Raw genomic sequence first — 21,809 nt, 5'->3', positions numbered from 1 at the left:
CACGAGTTAAAGACACGAGTTAAAGATCTGCACGCCCTTAGGGGGTGAGGGTTTGTTCGGTCCAGATGGTTTTGCCGGTGGGGTGGTGGCGGGTGCCCCAGCGTTGGGCGAGTTGGGCGATGAGGAGGAGGCCGCGGCCGCCTTCGTCGTAGGTGCGGGCGCGGCGCATGTGGGGGGTGGTGTTGCTGGTGTCGGTGACTTCGCAGGTGAGGGTGGTGTTTTCGTGGATCATGCGGAGTTGGATGGGGGGTTGGCCGTAGCGGATGGCGTTGGTGACGAGTTCGCTGACGATGAGTTGGGTGGTGTAGGTGGTGTGGGTGAGGTTCCAGGTGGTGAGTTGGGTGGTGGCGTGGTGGCGGGCTTGGGCGACGATGGCGGGGTCGGGGGGGAGGTTCCAGGTGGCGATGCGGTGGGTGGGGAGGGCTTGGGTGCGGGCGAGGAGGAGGGCGATGTCGTCGTGGGGGCGGTGGGTGAGGGCGGTGGTGAGGATGCGGTCGCAGACGGTGTCGAGGGTGTGGGCGGGGTGGGTGAGGGCGGCGAATATTTTGTCGAGGGTTTCGTCGATGTCGGTGTCGTGGGGTTGGAGGAGGCCGTCGGTGTAGAGGGCGAGGAGGCTGCCTTCGGGGAGTTGGGTGTCGAGGGTTTCGAAGGGGAGGCCGCCGAGGCCGAGTGGGGGGCCGGGGGGGATGTCGAGGAGGTAGGCGGTGCCGGTGGGGGTGACGACGGCGGGTGGGGGGTGGCCGGCGCGGGCGAGGGTGCAGTGGCGGGTGGTGGGGTCGTAGATGGCGTAGAGGCAGGTGGTGCCGATGCCGGTGGCGGTTTCGGTTTCGGTGGTGGTGGTGGTGTCGGGTTCGTCGTCGGAGAGGTGGATGACGAGGTCGTCGAGGTGGGTGAGGAGTTCGTCGGGGGGGAGGTCGACGTCGGCGAGGGTGCGTACGGCGGTGCGGAGGCGGCCCATGGTGGCGGAGGCGCGGATGCCGTGGCCGGCGACGTCGCCGACGACGAGGGCGACGCGGGCGCCGGAGAGGGGGATGACGTCGAACCAGTCGCCGCCGATGCCGGCTTCTGTGCCGGCGGGTAGGTAGCGGGAGGCGATGGTGAGGGCGGCGTGGTCGGGGAGGGTGTGGGGCAGGAGGCTGCGCTGGAGGGTCATGGTGGTGGTGCGTTGGCGGGTGTGGCGGCGGGTGTTGTGGATGGTGAGCGCGGCCTGGTTGGTGAGTTCTTCGGCGAGTTGCTGGTCGTGGGGGGTGAAGGGCTGGGTGTGCTGGTGGCGGGTGAAGAGGGCGGTGCCCAGGGTGGTGCCGCGGGCGTGCAGGGGCAGGATCATGAGTGAGTGGGTGCCGTAGTCGCGGATGCGGGCGGCTTGGGGGTCCTGGTGGGCCCATCGGGTGAGGGCGGGGTCGGTCATGTCGTAGCGTGCTCCGCGGCCGTGGGCCAGGCATTGGGCGACGGGGGAGTGTTCGGGGTAGGTGCTGGTTTCGCCGATGGTGATGAGGGATTCGGGGTTTCCTTCGAGGACGGAGCGCATGGCGGCGCGGCGTAGGGTGACGGGTCCGGTGGGTGGGGGGGTGGGGGGTTCGTCGCCGTGTGTGGGGAGCAGGTCGACGGCGGCGAAGTCGGCGAGGTGTGCGACGGCGGTGTCGGCCAGTTCCTGTGCGGTGCGGGCGATGTCGGTGCCGGGGGCGGTGCCGGTGCCGGGGCTGGTGGTGCCGGTGCTGGTGGTGCGGGTGTCGTTCAGGAGCCGCATCCGCTGCTGGGTGAGGGGTTGTGGGGGTTTTGGGTGGGCTGTCAGGCATACCGCGCCGACGTGGCCGGCCTCGTTTGTGAGTGCGGTCAGTGTGGTGGACCAGTTGTGTTCCTCGCCGGGTCCTGTGCGGCCGGGGAAGGCCTGCAGGGACTGCGGCCGGCCGTTGTGCAGGACCTGGCGCATCGCCCGCTCGGTCTCCTCGCTCACGGCGCCCGGTGCGATGTCCGGCAGGCGCAGCCCGTGCATGTCGGCCTCGGTGAGCTGGATGGCGCGTTCCATGCTGGTGTTCGCTCCGGCCAGGCGCAGGTCGGCGTCGAAGACGGCCAGGATGCAGGGGGCCTGGGCGAATGCCCATTGCCTCCATCCCCCCGGCCCGCCCGGCTCTTCCGGCCCGCCCGGCCCTCCCGGTCCGCTCGGTCCGCCCGGCCCTCCCGGTCCGCTCGGTCCGCCCGGCCCTCCCGGTCCGCTCGGCCCGCCCGGCCCTCCCGGTCCGCTCGGCCCGCCCGCTTCGTTCGGTCCGCTCGCTCGGCTCGGCCCGCCCGGCCCGCCCGGCCCGCCCTGCTCTCCCGGTCCGCCCGCTTCGTTTGGTCCGCTGGGTCCGCCCGCTTCGTTCGGTCCGGTCAGCTCTCCCGGTCCGCTCGCTCGGCTCGCTCGGCTTGGTCCGCCCGGCCGGCTCGGTTCGTTTGGTCCGCTGGGTCCGCTGGGTCCGCTGGGTCCGCCTGGCTCTCCCGGCCGGCTCGGTTCGTTCGGTCGGCTTGGTTCGCCCGGCCGGCTGGCTTCGTTCGGCCGGCTCGGTCCGCCCGGCCTGCTTGGTTCGTTCGGGTTGTTGGGTGTCGGGTTTTTGGGTGTGGGTGGTTCGCTGGTGATGGCGGATACCACGAGCCAGTGGGGTGTGCCGCTGGTGGGGGTGCGGTGGTGCGCGAGCAGTTTCTGCTCGATCCGGTGGCCGTCGTGGTGGCGTAGTGCCGCGGTGCCGTGCCACCGCTGCTTCCCGGTGGTCTGGGGCCGGGCGTTGTTGTCGGTGTCGTCGGCGAGCAGCTGTGCGGCGGGGTGGCCGATGATCTCGGCGCTGTGGTAGCCGAGGAGGCGCTGGGCGCCTTCGCTCCAGCTCGTCACGATGCCGTGCTCGTCGACGGTGGCGGTGGCCGTGTCGGCGGCCGTGGTGGTGCAGGGGGGCTCGAGCAAGGTGTCCGCCTCGCCCGGCCGCTCACCGGGAGGGGTGGGAAGGTGCTCCATCGCCGTTCATCTCGCCCTCGCTAGTTCCTTACGTCCCCGCTGTCCCCACGGGAACCTGCGCGGCCAGGGCTCTTGTGACAAGCATGATCCTGCGGGGCATGGAGCACCAATGCGGCGCTGTCACCAGGCCTGTGACGGCGGTCGTGGCGAACGATGCGGTGCGCGAGCGGGCCCGGCGCCGTGCGTCCTGCCCGCCGGCCCCGCCCCGCCCCCGGGTGACAGCCGCGGGCGGCGACGGCCCTGGGCCACCGCCGCGGCTCGGCGGGGGGCACGCTTTTGCCCGCCGCCCGCGGCTGTCCGTGGCCCGCCGCCCGCCGCCCGCCGCCCGCCGCCGGCGGCTGTTCGTGGCCCGCTGCCCGCCGCGGTGGCCTGCGCCCGCCGCGGTGGCCTTGGCCTGCGCCGGTGGTCTGCGGCGGTGGCCCCGGGGCCTCGGCGCGGGGCGGTGGGCGGCGGTGTGCCCGGGGCCTGTGGGGTTGGGTGTCGCCCGGGCGGGCTGCTGACCTGGGCGGATAAAGAAGGTTTCAGGAAATGTGCCGTGGCGTGGAACCGGTCTGGGGCCGCCCCGCGTGACGTAGAACAAATGTCCCTATTCGGGCATTTGTGTACTGCTTCCGAGGAGGTGAGCAGTGATGACCGGACCGATGTGTCGGAGGAAGTCCCATGAGTGTGGCACCCGCGCCGTATGACGAAGGCCCCGCCGCCGCGCGGTCTGTGCTGGCCCCGCGTGAGCGGGAGACGCTGCGGCACATCGCCCAGGGGTGCACCTATCTTCAGACGGCCCGCCACATGGGGGTGTCCAGGCACACGGTCGATGCCTATCTGCGCCGTATCCGGGCCAAGCTCGGCATCAGCAGCACTGCCGAGCTGACCCGTCTGGCCGTCTCGCTGGGCCTGTGACCGGGCGTCCTGCCGTTTTGGGCGGGAGGCCGGGGGCCCTGGCCGGCAGACGATCCGGCGCACCCACCCAGCCGCCTGCACCGCACCCCGCCGTGCTGCGCCCCGCCGCACCGCACCCCCGCCGTGCTGCGCCCCGCCTGCACCGCACCCCGCCGTGCTGCGCCCCGCCGTGCTGCGCCGCACCGCACCGCCCCCCCCGCCGTGCTGCGCCGCACCGCACCGCCCCCCCCGCCGTGCTGCGCCCCGTCCTGTCCTGCCGTGCTGTGCCCTGCCGCGCCGGGTCGAGCGGTGTGTCGTCTGTCTGTTGTTGCTGTTCAGCGGCCCGGGCCGGGTTTTGCCGGCTCGGGCCGGTGGGCGGCGGGGCGCGTGGCTGGTGACGGCTGTCCGGGAGGGTCGCTGAGTGCTGCGGTCCCGCGCCCCCCGGGGCTCGTCGCCCCACCCTCGGCCTCCTTGTCCCGGGCTGGCCGCCCCACCCCCCGGCCTCCTTGTGCCGGCCTGTGTGGTTTGTGCCGGGTGGGGCGGGCTGGTGTCGGCGTAGGTGTGAATGTGCTCGGTTGGTGCAGGCGTGGGTGCTCGCCGGCCTGGTGTGCGGGGCAGAGGGGGTGCGGATCGCGGGTCCTTGGCGCTGGGTGCCTGGCGGTGGGCGAAAGGGGGGTTGCGGCCCTGGCGGGTTCGGCCGGGGGTTCCCCGTGCCTGGTGGTCGCGCGGCCTGGGCGGAGTATTTCCCGGGCCGGCGCCGGCGTGCACTGTTGTGTCCCCTTCCGGGCGGGGTGTGGGGGCGGTGGCCCGGGGGAGTGCCGGTGCCGGTGTCCGGGAGTCGTCGTCCGGGCGTGCCGTGGCCTGCCGCGGGCGTGGGCGGCCTCGGGTGCCTGGATGCGGGGGCGGGCGGGCGGGGAGTTCCGCGGCACCCCGGTTCACCGCGTCCGGTGCCCGGATGTGTTCCCGTGCGGTGGGCTGTCGGGCCGGTGCCGGCGTCATCGACGCCTGCGGAACGGGCCCGGGGGCGCCGGGGGCGGCGCGGCGGTGGCATGTCCCGGGCCGGACTTCGGGACACGCCGGGGCCGCAGGCGATCTGTCCGTGCCGGCCCCTCGTGCTGCCCGCCGGTCGATACACCGTGGGCCATGCCCCGCCTCTATCGGGACCGTTGTCGTCTGTCAAGCCCCGAATTTCAGCGGCATGACGTGGTTCCTCATCCGGGGCTTAATTGAGGCATCGGGTCACGCAGTACAGGTGGCCCACCCGCATCGCCCGGAACAGTCCTGGCGGCGCGTTTACGGGACACATGTCCCGCTGCCGAACGGCACCGTGAATCGGCCGGACCGGCCGGCAGTTATTTCACCCCTTTCTCACCGGAGGAGAATTCCCATGGCCCGCACATCCCGCACGCAGCGTTTCGCGATTCTGACCGCCACGACCGCTCTGGCCGCAGGAGGCGCACTGCTGCCCTCCAGCGCATTCGCCGCCCCGGCCTCCGCGCCTCATGCCGGCACCGTCACCACGGCGGGAGCCCATCTCAACAACAACAATAACAACAACAATAATAATAACGGGGGTGCGAACAACAACAACAACAACAACAATAACAACAACAACGGCGGTGCGAACAACAACAACAACAACAATAACAACAACAACGGCGGTGCGAACAACAACAACAACAATAACAACAACAACGGCGGTGCGAACAACAACAACAATAACAACAACAACAACGGCGGTGCGAACAACAACAACAATAACAACAACAACAACAACGGCGGTGCGAACAACAACAACAACAACAACGGCGGTGCGAACAACAACAACAATAACAACAACAACAACGGCGGTGCGAACAACAACAACAACAACAATAACAACAACAACAACTGAGTTTCGGTTCACGGTCCGGCTGGGCGGCGAAGCCGTCCGGCCGGATTGTTGCGTGTCTGCAGGGAAAGGGCGGCGTGCGGGTCAGGGTAATCGTCACCGCGACGATAACGCGGGGCGCGGGAATGTCTGCGCCGGTCTTGCCGGGGCCGGTACTGGTTCTCACGAGGAGCCGGGTGCCTGTGGCCGGCGGTGGGCGGTGGGCGTGGCGGTGTCACCGCTGTGCCGGGTCGTCCCGTATGCCCGGGGGCGGGCGGGCGGAGCCCGCTGCTGCGTCGCGTGCCCGGCCGGGGGCGGGCGTGTTCTCGGGGTGGGGGCGGGCTGCGGCCGGCGGGCAGGCGGCCGGTCCTGTGCGGTCGGCCGGCCCCGGGGGCGCGGTGAGCGCACCGGTGCCGGTAGGGCGGCCAAGCGGTCGGCGGTGTCTGTCTCGTTGCGGCGCGCCGGGCCGTGGTGCGGTGGCCGCGGGGCGGACGGGGGCCCGGGTGTGATCGCCGCGGGGGCGGGCGGCGGTGTCGGGCGCGTCGCTGTCGCGTCTGCCGGCGTCCACCAGCGCGGCGGTGGCGCGTATATCCGGGCCGTCGTGGTCTGTCAAGTCCCGAATTTCAGCGGCATGACGCGGTTCCTCATCCGGGGCTTAATTGAGGCATCGGGTCACGCAGTACAGGTGGCCCACCCGCATCGCCCGGAACAGTCCTGGCGGCGCGTTTACGGGACACATGTCCCGCTGCCGAACGGCCCCGTGAATCGGCCGGACCGGCCGGCAGTTATTTCACCCCCATTCTCCGGAGGAGAATTCCCATGGCCCGCACATCCCGCACGCAGCGTTTCGCGATTCTGACCGCCACGACCGCTCTGGCCGCAGGAGGCGCACTGCTGCCCTCCAGTGCATTCGCCGCCCCGGCCTCCGCGCCTCATGCCGGCACCGTCACCATGGCAGGAGCCCACCTCAACGACAACAACAACAATAACAACAACAACAACGACGGGAACAACAACAACAACAATAACAACAACAACAACGACGGGAACAACAACAACAATAACAACAATAACAACAATAACAACAACGACGGGAACAACAACAACAATAACAACAACAACAACTGAGTTTCGGTTCAGGGTCCGGCTGGTCGGCGAAGCCGTCCGGCCGGATTGTTGTGTGTCTGCCAGAAAGGGCGGTGTGTGCGGGCCGTTTCGCACGGCCGGCGGTGTGAGTGAAGTGGTCCGTCCGGCTGCCGGGCGGGAATCCGGCTCGAAAAGGTCCGGGTTTTTTCTGGTTCTCTAAGGGTGTGATGAGGATCTCTGATATTTCCCCGCCGGCGCCTGAAGCTGTTTTCTCCGGGCCTGCTCTTTTTCCCGCCTTGCGGGAACGGCTGATGCGGCATCACGTGAGGGGGTGGGCGTCCGCGTTCTCCGGTCGGACTCCCGGGCACTGCGCGGGGTGCCTGCCCGGAACTGCTCGGCCCACTGGGCATCGAGGCGGCTGGGAGTTCGACCTGCTCGGCGCGCCGGCCGATCCGTGTGTCCCGGCATGCGGGGAAGCGGTGCCGCTGCCCCGCACGCCGGCGCAGGGCCGGGGAGAAGGCGGCGTCGAGGGCGATCCGGTGCAGGGCCTCGTGGAGGTCGCCGGTGCTGCGACGGTCGAGTTCCCGGCCACGCTCCGCCACGACCCGGTGGAGGATCCCGTCATGGACCTCGATGCAGGCGTGGGCGCCGTCCTGGGGGCTGAACGCGACCAGGTCGTACCTGTTCACGCCGTCGAGCCTGACGGCCGTGTCGCGCACGGCGGCTTGTGCATCCCCGACCGTTATCGTCGTGGTGACGATTAACCTGGGCGGTCCGCTTCGGGAGCATCAAGCCGATGCGAGCGAGCGGCCTCTCCGGTTGAGCCTGCAACCAGTTGAGCCTGCAACCAAGTGAGGAGGGTGAGCAGGGGCGGCCGATTCCAAGGAGGCCGGCACCTGGGCGGCCCGGGGGCCGGTATTGGCTGTGTGCAGCAGTATCCGGACGCTTCGCCCCGGTCGTGGGTGCTGTCTTTCGCTCTTCTTGTTGTTGGTCGTGTTCGTGTGGTCCGGTCGCAAGAACAAGAAAGGGGTTGGCGTCGGGGTCGTCGGTGGTGGGGCCTCTCCGGTGGCGGGGCCGGTCCGGTGGGGCACGGCGGCTCGCCCGCGGCGGCGTATGTCCGTCCCGGGCGCGGGCCCGGGGTTCACCCGCGGCCGGTGTGGCGCCGGCGGGATGCCGGCCGTGTCAGCTCCGGGCTGTCCGGGCGGGCGCGGAGGGGCACTGGGCCGGCTTTTGGGAGGGCGCGGGAATGTCGGCGCCGGCCTTGCCGGGGCCGGTACTGGTTCACAAGGAGCCGGCTGCCGGGTGCCGGTGGCCGGCAGTGGGCGGTGGGCGGTGGGCGGTGGGCGTGGCGGTGTCACCGCTGTGCCGGGTCGTCCCGTATGCCCGGGGGCGGGCGGGCTGGGCCCGCTGCTGCGTCGCGTGCCCGGCCTGGAGCGGGCGTGTTCTCGAGATGGAGGGCGGGCTGCGGCCGGCGGTGACGGCCCCTGGGCACGCGCTGCGGTGGCCGCTGCGGGTGCCGGTGATGTGCGTGCGGGGTGCCCGGGTGCCCGGCCGGCAGGCCGGCGGCCGGTTACCTGTGCGCTCGCCGGCCCCCGGGGGCCCGGCGAGCGCACCGGTGCCGGTAGCGGCCAAGCGGTCGGCGGCGTCTGGTTCGTGACGGTGCGTCAGGCCGTGGTGCGGTGGCCCGCGGGGCGGACGGGGGCCCGGGCGTGATGCCGCGGGGAAGGGGCACCGGCGGCGGTGTCGGGCGCGTCGCTGTCGCGTCTGCCGGTGTCCACCAGGGCGGCGGTGGCGCGTATATCCGGGCCGTCGTGGTCTGTCAAGTCCCGAATGTCAGCGGCATGACGCGGTTCCTTATCCGGGGCTTAATTGAGGCATCGGGTCACGCAGTACAGGTGGCCCACCCGCATCGTCCAGGACGGCCCTGGTGTCGCATTCTCCGGCGAGCGGGACCATTCGACAATCCCCCTCATCCTTTTCACCCCCCTTTTCTCACCGGAGGAGAATTCCCATGGCTCGCACTTCCCGCTCGCAGCGTCTTGTGATGCTCACCGCTTCGACCGCTCTGGCTGCGGGAGGCGCGCTGCTGCCCTCCACTGCATTCGCTGCTCCGGCCGCCGCGCCGCAGGCCGGCACCGTCACCACGATGGCAGACCACCAATACGGCCACGGCAACGGCCACGGCAACGGCCGCGGCAAGGGCAAGGGCAAGGGCAAGTGGAAGAGCAACCGGGGCGGCAACCAGGGCAACCGCGGTAACCAGGGCAACCGGGGCGGCACCGTCATCATCATCAACAATAACAACAACAACAATAACGGCGGCACCGCCGCCAACAACAACAATAACAACAATAACGGTGGCGGCACCGCCGCCAACAACAACAACAACAATAACAACAACACCGCCTGAGTTTCGGTTCAGGGTCCGGCCGGGCGGCGAAGCCGTCCGGCCGGATTGTTGCGTGTCTGCAGGAAAGGGCGGTGTGTGCGGGCCGTTTCGCACGGCCGGCGGTGTGAGTGAAGTGGTCCGTCCGGCTGCCGGGCGGGAACCCGGTCCAAAAGGGTCCGGGTTTTTCTTGTGCCCGGAGAGTGTGTGTGACGGCGGGGCGGAAATTGCTGTTGTGCAGCAGTATCCGGACGCTTCGCCCTGGTCGTGGGTGCTGTCTTTCGCTCTTCTTGTTGTCTGTCGTGTTCGTGTGGTCCGGTCGTTGGCGGTGGTGGTGCGGGTCTGGTGGCGGGGCCGGTTCGGTGGGGCAGGGCCCGATCGCGGCGCGGATCGCGCTGCTGCCGCCGCACTCGCCCGCGGCGGCGTATGTCCACCGCGGGCGCGGGCCGGCCCGGGGGTGCGCCCATGGTCGGTGCGGTGCGGTGCGGTGCGGTGCGGTGCGGTGCGGTGCCGTGCGGCGGGGGCGGGTGGCCGGCCGTGTCGGTTCCGGGCTGTCCGGCGGGCGTGGGGCGCTGGTGGTGCGGTGCTGTAGCGGCATCCCGAGGGGGCGCTGCCGCGGGCGAGGGGTGGCCGGTGCTGTCGGCGGTGCTGCACCGGGTGGTACGCCGTGAGCCGGTTACCGGCCAAAGCGCGGGCCGGTTGCAGGGCGGTTGCGGGGCAAAGTCCGGGCCGGACGGGGAGGGTGCCGGATCGCCGTTGCGCGCGTGGTGACTGTGCTGGGCTGGAGTTCCGGCGGGCCGGCGGTGTCCGGCGCGTTGCGGCGCGCCGGGCCGTGGTGCGGTGGCCCGCGGGGCGGACGGGGGCCGGGCGTGATGCCGCGGGGGAGGGGACCGGCGGCGGTGTCGGGCGCGTCGCTGTCGCGTCTGCCGGTGTCCACCAGCGCGGCCGTGGCGCGCATATCCGGTCCGGGCCGTCGTGGTCTGTCAAGTCCCGAATGTCAGCGGCATGACGCACCTCGCGTGTCCGGGGCTTAATTGAGGCATCGGGTCACGCGGTACGGGTGGCCCGCCCGCATCGTCCACGACGGCCCTGGGGCCGCATTTTTCCGGCGGGCGGGACCGTTCGGCTATCCCCCTTCTTTTTCACCCCCCCTTTTTTTCTCACCGGAGGAATTTCTTATGGCTCGCACTTCCCGCTCGCAGCGTCTTGTGATGCTCACTGCTTCGACCGCTCTGGCTGCGGGAGGCGCGCTGCTGCCCTCCAGTGCATTCGCTGCTCCGGCCGCCGCGCCGCAGGCCCACACCGTCACTACGGTGGCGTCCCATCACTACGGCCATGGCCACGGCCAGGACAGTCACGACACGAAGGGGAAGCTGAAGATCGTCTACAAGAAGGGGAAGACCAAGGTTGTCGTCGTCGTCAAAAGCCGCAGCTGACCGGCTCACCGGCGTGAAGTGAGGCCGGGGGATTGCTGGCACGGTCGCCCGGGCCGTCTTGGTGGCTTCCTGCGCCGGCGCGCTGTGCCGGGGATGTCGCTGAGGGTTCTGCAGTGCAGGCGCAACGTGATGTGGAGGAGGTTGCGGCGGGCTCTGGGCGGTCAGTGGCCGCAGCCTCGCAAGAGACCGCGGCGCAGGCAGTGCCAGGCTCGATCCCCGCAAGCCGGCTGACGGCCGGCACGCCCAAGGGACGCCCGGTATCCAGCCGGCGGTGGGGGAGGGAGGTCCGTTATCCCAGGAATGCCGCAGTGGTCGCCACGAACCGGCCGGGGTCGTCGAGCCAGGGGTAGTGGCCCGCTTTCGGCTGCACCACGAGCGTGGCATCGGGGAACAGTGCCGCGAACTCGGCCGCCGACCGAGGGGGGCTGTTCACGTCGAACTCTCCGGCGAGCAGCAGGACCGGTGCCTCGCAGGCCGCGAGCGCCGAACGCGTGGCCGGCGGACTGAAGGCGCCCTCGGCCGCGAAGAGAGCGACGGCTTCCTCGTTGCTCGGCCGGCCGGCCACATGGTGCGCGTGTGCCGCGGCGTCCCAACGTCCAAAGAAGAAGGGAGCGATGGCCTCCCAGTCGCTGCCCGTGCCCTCGGTGATCGCCTCCAGGGCGGCGTACGCCGCCGGGAACCACGGCTCGTTCTTCCGAAGCTGCGCGAGCTCGCGTCGCATCTGCCCGGTGATCGCGATACCAACGGCTCGGGCACCGGGAGTGATCAGGGCGAGCTTGCTGACGTTCTTCGGGTGGCGGGCCACGTACTGCGTCGCAACATCCGTGCCGGCGGAGTGGCCGAGCAGGTCCATCCGGGCCAGCCCGAGGTGTTCACGCAGCGCCTCGACGTCGTCGACCAGGCGATCGCAGCGGTAGGAGGAGGTGTCTTCGGGAATCGCGGACCGGCCGGTGCCGCGAAGGTCCAAAGCGATCAGCCGACGGTGCGTGGACAGGCCGCCGAGGTCGCCGAGGTAGCGGGAGTCGGTGGGGCCTCCCGGAAGGCAGACGACCGGGTCGCCGTCTCCGCTCACGCGGTAGGCGAGCCGGGTTCCGTCAGGTGCGCAGAAGGTGGGCATGGCCCTGGATCATGGCATCCATAACCAGGTTATACAACCTGGTTATGGTGTCGGGGTGCTCGGGTGTATAACCGAGCCATGGCAGGCGAGAAGGACACGCACCACAGCCCCGAGACGCTGACCGAGGAACAGGCCGAGCGGATACTCGCCGGCATGAACGAGGTCATCCGTGCGGGCGAGGAGATGCGGCAGCTGCGCGCCGAAATGATCAAGCTGTTCGCCGGCTTCGGCTGGACCCAGGACACCATCGCCCGGCTCACCGACATGAGTCAGCCCGCCGTGTCCAAGCAGATGACGAAGTACAAGACCGGCGACCCGCTACCGCCGACGAGGCTCTGCCTCGACCAGCACGACGTGCCCTGGCTCGAAGGGCGCTTGTGGGGACTCGCCGAGGAAATTTCCGAGGCCTTCTACGAGACCGCCCGCTGCACGCGCTACGTCCACGCCATCGCCCGGGGGAAGAAGCGCTTCACCCCCCGCAACGTCGACGAGCTGCGGCGCCTGGTCGAAGAGGACCTGATGCTGCACCAGGCAGAGATGCCCAGCGGCTACCGGGAGGCGTACGACGAGATCAGCCGCGGTCTCGACATACCCGCGAAGGTCACCACCACCATCACCGCATCAGCCTCTGTGCGGCGCACCCTCGCCTGCCGGATCCAGCGCGACCGGCTCAGGAAGGCCGCCTGAGCCGTTGCAGCCGCACGAGCGGGCGGCATCGGAACCCACCGCTGCCGATCAAAGCCACAGCGCCATAACGACTCCGAATCGCCGACGGACGACCCCCGCAGAAACCGGCACAGCCACGCGGAACAGCCCGCCGCGGCCCCGCAGAGGCGGCAGAAGGACGCAGGCCCAAACCGGTCCTGTCGCTCCTGTCGCTCCTGTCGCTCCTGTCGCTCCTGTCGATTCTTGTCGGTTCTTGTCGGTCGTGTCGGTTCCGGCGCGCCGGCCGCGAGCCATGGCCGGCGGCCGATCCCCGGGGGGTACCCGGGGGGTAGGCAGGAGATCCTGCCCAAGGCGGCGGCACGCTGCGCACATCGCGCGCGATGACGCTCCTGGAAGCGAACGACCTGCGAAGGCCGTCCACCGCACCCTGGACGTCTTCACCGAGGCCGCCGAACTCGACCGCGAACGCGTCCGGCTTTGGGCCCAGGTCCATGCCGTCCAGGCCGCGTTCCACGGTCGTCGCCACGGATGTCGTATCTGCCTGCAGTGGACCACGACCGCACTGGCTCACCGAATTCGCAGACCGCCTGGCGGAGTTGCTCGCGCAGCGCCCGTAGATGTCGAGCCGTACCCGGTCCGGTGCGATCGCCGAGGACGCATCGGCATGGTCGCGAACCGGCCGCGCCGGGGCCGACCCCGTATGCGCCACGGGAGGGGATCCGTTCAGCTGCTGCTCGCAGTCAGCGCCGGCCGCAGCAGGTGCCGCGGCCACCGCCGCAACGAGCCGAACGCCGCAACGAGCCGAACGCCGCGACGTCGTTCGCTGATGTCCGGCCGCTGATCGTCACAGACCCGGATGCGGCCGGCAGGGTCTCTCCACGGGCATCGGACCGTCCAGGCCGCCGACCGCAGGCCCGAGGGCGTGACGGAAACCGCCCGCCCGCCACGGACCGCACCCCTTTGAGGTGCGTCGCCGCACGGGACGAGAAGGCGGTGACCCCGTGCATCCAAAAACGTTCGGGACGCGCACAGTTCGCAACAGTGGGTCCAGGGCTCGCGTGTGCGCACTGGCCAGGGACGGTCAGGCGGCCGGGGACGCGGCGGTCAGTGCCCCGGGGCCGGGGGCGTCCTCGCCGTACAGGTCCTGGACCCAGTTGGTCTGGTAGATGGTCTCCAGATACCGCTCGCCCAGGTCGGGGGCGATGGCGACCGCGGTCAGTGACGCATCGTGCTGCCGGGCCAGCCAGTCGATCGCGCCGCTGACCACCGTGCCGGTGGAGCCGCCGAAGAGGAACCCGCGCCGGGCCAGTTGGTGGCAGGCCCGGACGGTGTCGGCCTCCTTCACGTGCACCACCTCGTCCACCAGGGACGTGTCCAGCATCGGCGGGCGGACGCTGGTGCCCAGGCCGGGGATCATCCGCCGGCCCGGGGCGCCGCCGAAGGTCACCGAGCCGACGCTGTCGACGGCCACGATGCGTACCGGGCGTCTCCACCGGCGGAAGTAGCGTGCGCAGCCCATCAGGGTCCCGGTGGTGCCGGCGCCGACGAACAGCACGTCCAGGTTCGGGAACTGCCGGGCGATGGCCGGGGCGGTGGTGCGGTAGTGGGCCATGCCGTTGTGGGGGTTGGTGTACTGGTTGAGCCACACGTAGCGGTCGCTGGGGGCGACGAGCGCGCGGACGTGGTCGATGCGCGCGCCGAGGAAGCCGCCGTCGGCGGCGGGCTCGGTGATGACGTGGACCTCGCTGCCCAGGGCCTCCATGAGCAGCCGGGTGGACAGGTTGCAGCGGGAGTCGGTCACGCACAGGAACCGGTAGCCCTTGCTCGCTGCGATCATGCTCAGGGCCACGCCCAGGTTGCCCGAGGAGGACTCGATGAGGACCGAGTCCTTTTTCAGCAGGCCGTCGCGTTCGGCGGCCTCGACCATCTCGGCGGCGGCCTTGAGTTTGATCGAGCCGGCGAAGTTGAAGCCCTCGCACTTGAGGAACAGCGCCTTCCCGAAGACGGCCTCGACGTCGACGTAGAGCTCGTCCTCGTTGAAGGCCTGGGGGACGGATATGACGGGCACGATCGCCTCCTCGACTGCGGCAGGACGTCATTGTTCTGGCCGCGTGCCCGTGTCGGCTTCGCGGCTCATGAAAGAAGTCACCCCGGCCGGCCGGGGTGCCAAGGGCGCAACCCGGGTGCGGTACGCGCGCCTTTGGCCGGAACGTCTCCAGTACGCCCTTGTCTCCGCAGTGCTGTCATGCCACCGGAATTCGGGACTTGACGCATTGTGTGATGTCGGATAGTCGAATGCGGCCGTGCCCGCGGCGGGGCTGAACCGGCCGCCGGGTCAGGAGGCGGGGCCCGTCTGCGGCTTCCCGCCCGGCCCGCGGCCCGCCCGGGCGTGACCTGCCGCCTGGCCCGGCTGCCGTGGTCTGCCGTTACGGCCTGCCTGCAGCGGCCCGCCTGCCGGATGCCTGCCGGCCCGAACGGCAGCGCCGGCCGGTCACCAAGGCGGTTTCTTCTGTGTCAAGTTCCGAATTCCAGGGGCAGGACAGGGCGTGCCCGGCCGGGCCTACTGGGGAGGCGGGCATCCGGAATCCGCCCCTTGAAGACGCAGGTCTTCAAGGAGCGGAAGGAGGAGCCTTCACCCCCACGGCCATGACGAGACCGGGCGTTTTCTGCTGCTGATGGAAACGTCCTCAAGGAGCACATGTGACAGGGAAATCCGTCGAGGTTCCGACGGCCGGCCGGGCGACTCCGGTCGCCTCGGACGGCAGCTGTGACGGCAAGCGCGACCGCAGCCACGACCGCAGCCACGACAGCGGGCGGGACGGCGGGCGGGACGGTCAGGCGGCCGGCACCGCACGGCTGCTGGCCGAGGTGCTGGCCCAGGTCGTGCGCGTCGAGCAGGTGCCGCTGGACAGCCACTTCTTCCATGACCTGGGCGCCGACTCGCTGGTGATGGCCCAGTTCTGTGCCCGGGTCAGGAAGCGGGCACAGGTGCCGCCGGTGTCGATGAAGGACATCTACCGGCATCCCACGATCCGCAGCCTGGCCACCGCGCTCACGCCCGCCGAGCCCGCCGCGCCCGCCCTCGTCCCGTCACAGGCCTGTGAGCCGGCCGACCGGCCGGCCGGGCCGCCTGCCCCGTCACCGGCCTCCTCGTCGGCCGAGGCATCGGCCGAGGCATCGGCCGGGCCGCCGGCCCCCGCCTCGCCGCCCGCCTCGCCGCCGGCCGAGGCGCCGGGCGTGGAGGTGGCGGCCCCGGCCGCCGGGCGCGATACGGACAGCACCCGCACCCGCACCCGTACCCGCACTCGCCGGTACGTCGTGTGCGGAGCGCTGCAGTTCGGGCTGTTCCTCGGCTACTGCTACCTCGCCGCTCTCGCCGCCGCCCGGGGCTATATGTGGGTGACGGCCGCCTCCGGACCCCTCGGCGTCTACCTGCGCTCGGCCGCCTTCGCCGGCGGGGGCTTTCTTGCCCTGTGCGCACTTCCCGTCCTGGCGAAGTGGGTCCTCATCGGCCGCTGGCAGCCTCGCGAGTTCCCCGTCTGGTCCCTGGCATATCTGCGTTTTTGGCTGGTGAAGACCCTGCTGCGGACCAGCCCGATGCGTCTGCTGACCGCCTCGCCGCTGTATGTGCCGTATCTGCGGGCACTGGGCGCGAGGATCGGTCGCGGGGCGGTGATCTTCTCCACGCAGGTGCCCGTGTGCACCGACCTGCTCACCATCGGTGACGGTGCGGTGATCCGTAAGGACGTGCTGTTCTCCGGCTACCGGGCCGAGGCCGGCATGATCCTCACCGGCTCCATAACCCTCGGCCACAGCGTCCTCGTCGGCGAGCAGACGGTCCTCGACATCGGCACGCAGATGGGGGAGGGGGCCCAGCTGGGCCACGCCTCCTCGCTGCACCCGGGGCAGACGGTGCCCGACGGCGAGCGGTGGCACGGCTCCCCGGCGCAGCCGACCGACGTGGACCACCGGCCCCCCGCCGCCCTCACCACCGCCCCCGCCGGCTGCGGCATGCTCCGCAAGGCGCTCTACAGCGCCGGGCAGCTGCTGATCCTGCTGGCCGTGTACCTGCCGCTCGTTTTTGGCGGTGTGAGCGTCCTTGTGGCCGCCCTGCCGCAGTCCCTGATGCCCCAGGCCGCAGGATGGGCGGCCTTCAGGGTCACCGGCGGGGCGTTCCTGCTCGACGCGGCGGCGCTGTCGTTCGTGCTCTTCTTCGGCACCGTGCTGGTGGGCCTGCTCGTCGCTTTCACGGTGCCGCGCCTGCTGAACCTGTTCGTCAAGCCGGACACGGTCTATCCGCTGTACGGCTTCCACTACGGCATCCAGCGGGCGATCACGCTGATGACCAACCGGAAGTTCTTCACCACCCTCTTCGGGGACAGCTCCGCGATCGTCCACTATCTGCGCTGCCTCGGGTACGGCCTTGCGGGGGTGGAGCAGACCGGGTCGAACTTCGGCACGGAGATCAAGCACGACAGCCCGTACCTGAGCACGGTCGGCAGTGCAACGATGGTCGCCGACGGCCTGTCGGTCATCAACGCCGAGGTCTCCAGCACGTCCTTCCGTCTGTCCCGGGCCTCGATCGGGCCGCGCAGCTTCCTCGGGAACCGCATCGCCTACCCCGCACGGGCCAGGATCGGTGACGACTGCCTGCTCGCGACGAAGGTCATGGTCCCCATCGACGGCCCGGTACGCGAGGGGGTGGGCCTGCTGGGCTCGCCCAGCTTCGAGATCCCGCGCACCGTGCTGCGCGACAACCAGTTCCACCACCTTTCGAGCGGGGAGGAGCTGCACGGCCGCCTGGCGGCCAAGAACAGGCACAACGCCACCACCGCCGGCCTGTACCTGCTGGTGCGGTGGATCCACTTCTTCGTGCTCACCCTCATCGCCCTGGGCGCAGCCCGCCTCTACCCCCGTTTCGGTGTGCCGGTGATCGCGCTGGCCGCTGTCCTCGCCCTCGTGTTCACGGCGTTCTACTTCGTGCTCATCGAACGGGCCGGCCGGGGATTTCGGGCCCTGAAACCGCTGTACTGCTCGATCTACGAGCCTTCCTTCTGGCGGCACGAACGCTTCTGGAAGATGGCCTCGGTCGACTACATCCAGGCCTTCGACGGCACCCCGTTCAAGAGCGTGATCTGGCGGATGCTCGGGGCCCGGATCGGCAGGCGCCTCTTCGACGACGGCTGCTTCTTCCCGGAGCGCACGCTCGTCACCGTCGGGGACGACTGCACGCTGAACGCGGGCACGGTGATCCAGTGCCACTCCCAGGAGGACGGCGCCTTCAAGTCCGACCACACCACGCTCGGCGCCGGCGTGACGCTCGGCGCGGGCGCCTTCGTCCACTACGGCGCAACCATCGGCGACGGCGCCGTACTCGCCTGCGACTCCTTCCTCATGAAGGGCGAGGAAGTCCCGGCGCACCAGAGGTGGGGCGCAAACCCGGCCCGCCCCCTGCACGCCCTTGGCCCCGACCCGCAGCCGCAGGCCCGCCGGGCAGGCAACGACCACCGCAGCGACCACCACAGCGACCACTGCAGCGAACACCACAGCGACGACTGCGGCGGTCTCAACACGGCCCCGGCAGCAGTCAACTGACACCGCATCACACCACGATCACACCACGACCAAACCACAAGGAAAGCAGAGGAAAGACTGATGACGGGAGTGCACGTGAGGGGCATGGAGGCCGGCCGGGAGTTCTGGCGCGGTGTGCTGACGGCGGGTGGTTCCACCGCGATCCCCAGGTGGACGCCCGATCCGGCGCCGGGCGGTGTTGCCGTATACGAGGCGCAGGTCCCCGGCAACGTCGTAGCCGGGCTGTGCCGACTGGCCGGGGACCTGGTGATACCGCTCGGCACCGCGCTGCTGGCCGCGCATGCCAGGGTGCTCGCGGCACTGTCCGGCGAGCACGACGTGACGGCCGGCTACGCCGCCACGGACAACGGGCCGCCCCTGCCCTGCCCGCTTTCGGCACGATCCGGCTCGTGGCGGGAGCTGCTGCAGAGCACCCGCCGGGCCGAGTGCCGGCTGCTCGCGCACCAGGACTTCCCCGTCGCCGACCTCGCCCACGAACTGAGCCTTTCCGGCCCGTCGTTCGAGACGGTCTTCGACCCGGCCGGCGCCGAGGGCCCTCTCGGCGAGAACACCGCAATGGGGCTGGGATTCTCCCAGCGCGGCAGCGGGCTGGTGCTGCGGGTGCGGTATCGCACCGAGGTGCTGGATGCCACGTACGCGGCCCGGATCGCCGGCTACCACCTCACCGCGCTCGCACTGATCACCGCCGACCCGGATGCCGAGCATGGGCGGCAGTGTCTGCTGTCGGCCGAGGAACACCACTTCCAGGTCGAGGGGCTTGCCGGAGGGCGGCGGGAGCTGCCCGACCGCCGTTTCCACGAGTTGTTCGAGGAGCGGGTGCGGGCGCATCCGGATGCGGTGGCGGCCGTGTGCGGGGGGCGGGCCTGGTCGTACGGGGAGGTGAACGCGCGGGCGAACCGGCTGGGGCGGGCGCTGCTGGCGCGGGGGCTGGGCCGCGAGGGTGTGGTCGCGGTGGTCACGGAGCGGAACCTGAACTGGCTGGCGTGTGTGCTGGCGGTGTTCAAGGCGGGTGGGGTGTATCTGCCCATCGAGCCGCACTTCCCGGCCGAACGCATCGCGGCCGCGCTGTCGCGCGCCGGCTGCGCTCTGGTGGTGACGGAGGCGGGCAGCACCACGACGCTCGACCAGGCCCTGACCGCACTGCCGGGCATCGACAAGCTCCTGGTCGATGGGGCGTACGAGGAGAACCACGCCGACGACGACCTCGGCATCAGCGTGGCTGCGGATCAGTTGGCGTACATCTATTTCACGTCGGGTTCGACGGGGGAGCCGAAGGGGGCGATGTGTGAGCACGCGGGGATGCTGAACCACCTCTTCGCCAAGATCGACGACCTGCAGATCGCAGAAGGCGCGGTGGTGGCGCAGACGGCGCCGCAGTGCTTCGACATCTCGCTGTGGCAGCTGATCTCCGCGCTGCTGACCGGTGGGCGGACCCTGCTGGTCGAACAGGACGCCATCCTGGACGTTGCCCGCTTCCTCGACACCATCACCCACAACAACGCCGCCGTCCTCCAGGTCGTGCCCTCCTACCTGGAAGCCGTCCTGTCGGAACTGGAACAGCACCCCCGCGAACTGCCCGACCTCACCTGTGTGTCAGTGACCGGCGAAGCGCTGAAGCGGGAGCTGGCCGAGCGCTGGTTCACCGCCCAGCCGAGGGTCAAGCTGGTCAACGCCTACGGGCTGACCGAGACCTCCGACGACACGAACCACGAGGTGATGGACCGGGCCCCGGAGAAGGTCCTTTTGGGCCGGCCGGTGAACAACGTGCACGTCTACGTCGTCGACGAGCACCTGGGCCCGGTACCGCTCGGCGCCCCCGGTCTGATCGCGTTCTCCGGGATCTGCGTCGGCCGCGGCTACATCAACGACCCCGAACGCACCAGGCAGGCCTACCTGAACGATCCGCACCGCCAAGGCACCCGCCTCTACCTCGGTGGCGACTACGGGCGCTGGCAGCCCGGCGGGAAGCTGGAGTTCCTCGGCCGCCGGGACACACAGGTGAAGATCCGGGGGTTCCGGATCGAGATCGGCGAGATCGAGAACACCCTGCTCCGCGCCCCGGGGGTGCGCGACGGCGCGGTGGTGGTCACCGAACGCGCCGGCCACAGCAAGCATCTGGTGGCCTTCTACACCAGCCCAAAGCCCCTCCAGGCGGGCCTCCTGCAGAACCAGCTGGGCGCCAGCCTGCCCGTCTACATGGTTCCCTCCGTCTTCCACTGGCGGGAAACCCTGCCGCTGACCCCCAACGGCAAGACCGACAAGAAGACCCTGACCGCGCTCGCCACCGAGCTTGCCACCGCGCTCGCCACCGAGCTCGGCATCGCCGACATCGGCGACGACGACCGCGGCGCTTTGGCCACACCCACCGAACAACGCCTGGCAGCCGCCTGGGCGAAGGTGCTCGGCATCCCTCAGGACCGGATCCGGCGGAGGGACCACTTCTTCGACCGCGGCGGCACCTCCCTGTCCGCGGTGAAACTGGCGATCGCCCTGGACCGGGCCGTCTCCCCGAAGGACATCACCCGCCACCCCCACCTCGCCGAACTCGCCGAACTCATCGACGGCACCACCCAGCGACCCGCAGCCGAACTGCCCACCGCTTCGTCCTGAAACAGCACCGAGCAAGGAAACACCATGTCCTACACCATCCCGGCGGCGTCCCTGCTCCAGGCGGAGTCAAACCCCGGCGAACTCCCGATCCAGCACACCGAAACCCCCCACGACGCGCCCACCTGGGCAGCCGAACACCGCCACGCCCTGCGCACCCTCGTCACCGAGCACGGCTCCGTCCTCGTCCGTGGCCTGGGTCTGCATGACGCGGCCCAGGCCGGTGCGGTCTTCGACCGGCTGTCCACGGGCCTGATGACCGAACGGGAAGCCTTCGCCCCGCGCCACACCTACACACCAGGCGTGTACTCCTCCTCGACATGGCCGGCCAGCCAGCCGATGTGCATGCACCACGAACTGAGCTACACCCTCGAGTTCCCCGGCCTGATGCTGTTCGCGTGCCTGAAAGCACCCACACGGGGTGGGGCGACCGGGGTGGCCGATGCACCGACCGTGCTTCAGGCGCTTCCCGCGGAGCTGGTGGAGCGGTTCGAGCGGGAGGGCTGGCTGCTCACCCGCTCCTACAACGACGAGATCGGGGCGTCGGTGGCCGAGGCGTTCGGCACCGACGACCGGGCCGCCGTGGAGACGTACTGCCGGGCGAACGGTATCGAGTTCGCATGGCAGGACGACGGCAGCCTGCGCACCCGCCAACGGCGCAGCGCCGTGGTGCGCCATCCGGTGACGGGCCGGCGGTGCTGGTTCAACCAGGTCGCGTTCCTGAACCAGTGGACGATCGCCCCCGAGGTGCGCGAGTACCTCATCGAGGAGTACGGCGCCGACGGACTGCCCTTCAACACCCGCTACGGCAACGGGGACCCGATCGGCGAGGACGTCATCCAGCTGCTGAACAAGGTCTACGAGGACAGCACGGTGCGCGAGCCGTGGCAGGCCGGCGACCTGATGCTGGTCGACAACATCCGCACCGCCCACAGCAGACAGGCCTACGAAGGCGAACGCGAGGTACTCGTCGCGATGGCCGACCCGGTGCGCCTGGCCGACTGCTCGCGGACGTGCTCACCGACCGTCGAGGTGAGCCCCCGATGACCCCGATACCTCCCCTCGCCACCGAGCTCGCCATGCCCGAACCGCCCACCGTGCCCCCGTTCGCGGTGATCTCCGGCGCCCAGGTGCACAGCGTGCTGCAAGGGCGCGAGAAGGAGATCGTGGAGCTGGTCGAGGCCACC

At 70.3% G+C, this 21,809-nt stretch carries 14 protein-coding genes and 1 pseudogene; 11 read left to right on the top strand and 4 right to left on the bottom strand.

Going from position 1 to position 21,809, the window contains the following annotated elements; genetic code table 11:
* Positions 1–37: 37 nt before the first annotated feature.
* A complete protein-coding gene (locus tag ACWCXB_RS27910; RefSeq protein WP_450726528.1) occupies positions 38–2,983 on the bottom strand; it encodes a SpoIIE family protein phosphatase in 2,946 nt (981 codons plus the stop codon).
* 660 nt (positions 2,984–3,643) lie between these two features.
* Between ACWCXB_RS27910 and ACWCXB_RS27905 the strand changes: the two genes are divergently transcribed.
* From ACWCXB_RS27905 to ACWCXB_RS27890, 4 genes are all read left to right on the top strand, one after another.
* A complete protein-coding gene (locus tag ACWCXB_RS27905; RefSeq protein WP_450726527.1) occupies positions 3,644–3,880 on the top strand; it encodes a response regulator transcription factor in 237 nt (78 codons plus the stop codon).
* A 1,366-nt stretch (positions 3,881–5,246) separates the two neighbouring features.
* On the top strand, positions 5,247–5,753 hold the full coding sequence (locus ACWCXB_RS27900) for a hypothetical protein (protein ID WP_450726526.1): 507 nt from the start codon (positions 5,247–5,249) through the stop codon (positions 5,751–5,753).
* Between the two features lie 795 nt (positions 5,754–6,548).
* Positions 6,549–6,857 (top strand): hypothetical protein, encoded by a 309-nt coding sequence (locus ACWCXB_RS27895; protein WP_450726525.1) that lies wholly within the window; start codon positions 6,549–6,551, stop codon positions 6,855–6,857.
* Between the two features lie 437 nt (positions 6,858–7,294).
* Entirely contained in the window at positions 7,295–7,579 is a 285-nt protein-coding gene (locus ACWCXB_RS27890) for a hypothetical protein (RefSeq protein ID WP_450726524.1), read from the top strand.
* Positions 7,580–8,479: 900 nt separating this feature from the next.
* Here the strand turns inward: ACWCXB_RS27890 and ACWCXB_RS27885 are convergent.
* Complete coding sequence (locus ACWCXB_RS27885; protein WP_450726523.1) at positions 8,480–8,638, bottom strand: hypothetical protein; 159 nt, start codon at positions 8,636–8,638, stop codon at positions 8,480–8,482.
* Positions 8,639–8,826: 188 nt separating this feature from the next.
* Between ACWCXB_RS27885 and ACWCXB_RS27880 the strand changes: the two genes are divergently transcribed.
* Entirely contained in the window at positions 8,827–9,225 is a 399-nt protein-coding gene (locus ACWCXB_RS27880) for a hypothetical protein (protein WP_450726522.1), read from the top strand.
* A gap of 1,154 nt (positions 9,226–10,379) precedes the next feature.
* Entirely contained in the window at positions 10,380–10,637 is a 258-nt protein-coding gene (locus ACWCXB_RS27875) for a hypothetical protein (RefSeq protein ID WP_450726521.1), read from the top strand.
* Positions 10,638–10,926: 289 nt separating this feature from the next.
* On the opposite strand, the gene ACWCXB_RS27870 is transcribed toward ACWCXB_RS27875, so the two are convergent.
* Complete coding sequence (locus ACWCXB_RS27870; RefSeq protein ID WP_450726520.1) at positions 10,927–11,754, bottom strand: alpha/beta fold hydrolase; 828 nt, start codon at positions 11,752–11,754, stop codon at positions 10,927–10,929.
* A gap of 78 nt (positions 11,755–11,832) precedes the next feature.
* Between ACWCXB_RS27870 and ACWCXB_RS27865 the strand changes: the two genes are divergently transcribed.
* Positions 11,833–12,441 carry a sigma-70 family RNA polymerase sigma factor gene (locus tag ACWCXB_RS27865; RefSeq protein WP_450726519.1) on the top strand — a complete coding sequence of 203 codons (609 nt, stop codon included), beginning with the start codon at positions 11,833–11,835 and terminating at the stop codon, positions 12,439–12,441.
* Positions 12,442–13,501: 1,060 nt separating this feature from the next.
* Here ACWCXB_RS27865 and sbnA read toward each other — a convergent pair.
* Positions 13,502–14,488, bottom strand: coding sequence for a 2,3-diaminopropionate biosynthesis protein SbnA (gene sbnA, locus ACWCXB_RS27860; protein WP_450726518.1), 987 nt, complete (start codon positions 14,486–14,488; stop codon positions 13,502–13,504).
* A gap of 632 nt (positions 14,489–15,120) precedes the next feature.
* Here sbnA and ACWCXB_RS27855 point away from each other — a divergent pair.
* The 4 genes and pseudogenes from ACWCXB_RS27855 to ACWCXB_RS27840 all read left to right on the top strand — a co-directional run.
* Complete coding sequence (locus ACWCXB_RS27855; protein WP_450726517.1) at positions 15,121–18,015, top strand: Pls/PosA family non-ribosomal peptide synthetase; 2,895 nt, start codon at positions 15,121–15,123, stop codon at positions 18,013–18,015.
* Positions 18,016–18,075: 60 nt separating this feature from the next.
* Positions 18,076–20,625, top strand: a complete 2,550-nt coding sequence (locus ACWCXB_RS27850; protein WP_450726516.1) for a non-ribosomal peptide synthetase — start codon at positions 18,076–18,078, stop codon at positions 20,623–20,625.
* A 24-nt stretch (positions 20,626–20,649) separates the two neighbouring features.
* Positions 20,650–21,669: a TauD/TfdA family dioxygenase gene (locus ACWCXB_RS27845; RefSeq protein ID WP_450726515.1), complete on the top strand. Its 1,020-nt coding sequence runs from the start codon at positions 20,650–20,652 to the stop codon at positions 21,667–21,669.
* 32 nt (positions 21,670–21,701) lie between these two features.
* Positions 21,702–21,809: pseudogene (locus tag ACWCXB_RS27840) on the top strand (2,3-diaminopropionate biosynthesis protein SbnB); the annotation flags it as partial.

This window comes from Streptomyces sp. NPDC001514 (genome assembly GCF_053597075.1).
This window is presented reverse-complemented; position numbering and strand designations above follow the sequence as displayed.

Excerpts from the sequence above, each read along its gene's own strand:
- ACWCXB_RS27865 (WP_450726519.1), top strand. The coding sequence starts at position 11,833 with ATGGCAGGCGAGAAGGACACGCACCACAGCCCCGAGACGCTGACCGAG.
- ACWCXB_RS27910 (WP_450726528.1), bottom strand. The coding sequence starts at position 2,983 with ATGGAGCACCTTCCCACCCCTCCCGGTGAGCGGCCGGGCGAGGCGGAC.
- ACWCXB_RS27845 (WP_450726515.1), top strand. The coding sequence starts at position 20,650 with ATGTCCTACACCATCCCGGCGGCGTCCCTGCTCCAGGCGGAGTCAAAC.
- ACWCXB_RS27895 (WP_450726525.1), top strand. The coding sequence starts at position 6,549 with ATGGCCCGCACATCCCGCACGCAGCGTTTCGCGATTCTGACCGCCACG.
- ACWCXB_RS27870 (WP_450726520.1), bottom strand. The coding sequence starts at position 11,754 with ATGCCCACCTTCTGCGCACCTGACGGAACCCGGCTCGCCTACCGCGTG.
- ACWCXB_RS27850 (WP_450726516.1), top strand. The coding sequence starts at position 18,076 with ATGACGGGAGTGCACGTGAGGGGCATGGAGGCCGGCCGGGAGTTCTGG.
- ACWCXB_RS27900 (WP_450726526.1), top strand. The coding sequence starts at position 5,247 with ATGGCCCGCACATCCCGCACGCAGCGTTTCGCGATTCTGACCGCCACG.
- ACWCXB_RS27875 (WP_450726521.1), top strand. The coding sequence starts at position 10,380 with ATGGCTCGCACTTCCCGCTCGCAGCGTCTTGTGATGCTCACTGCTTCG.
- ACWCXB_RS27905 (WP_450726527.1), top strand. The coding sequence starts at position 3,644 with ATGAGTGTGGCACCCGCGCCGTATGACGAAGGCCCCGCCGCCGCGCGG.
- ACWCXB_RS27880 (WP_450726522.1), top strand. The coding sequence starts at position 8,827 with ATGGCTCGCACTTCCCGCTCGCAGCGTCTTGTGATGCTCACCGCTTCG.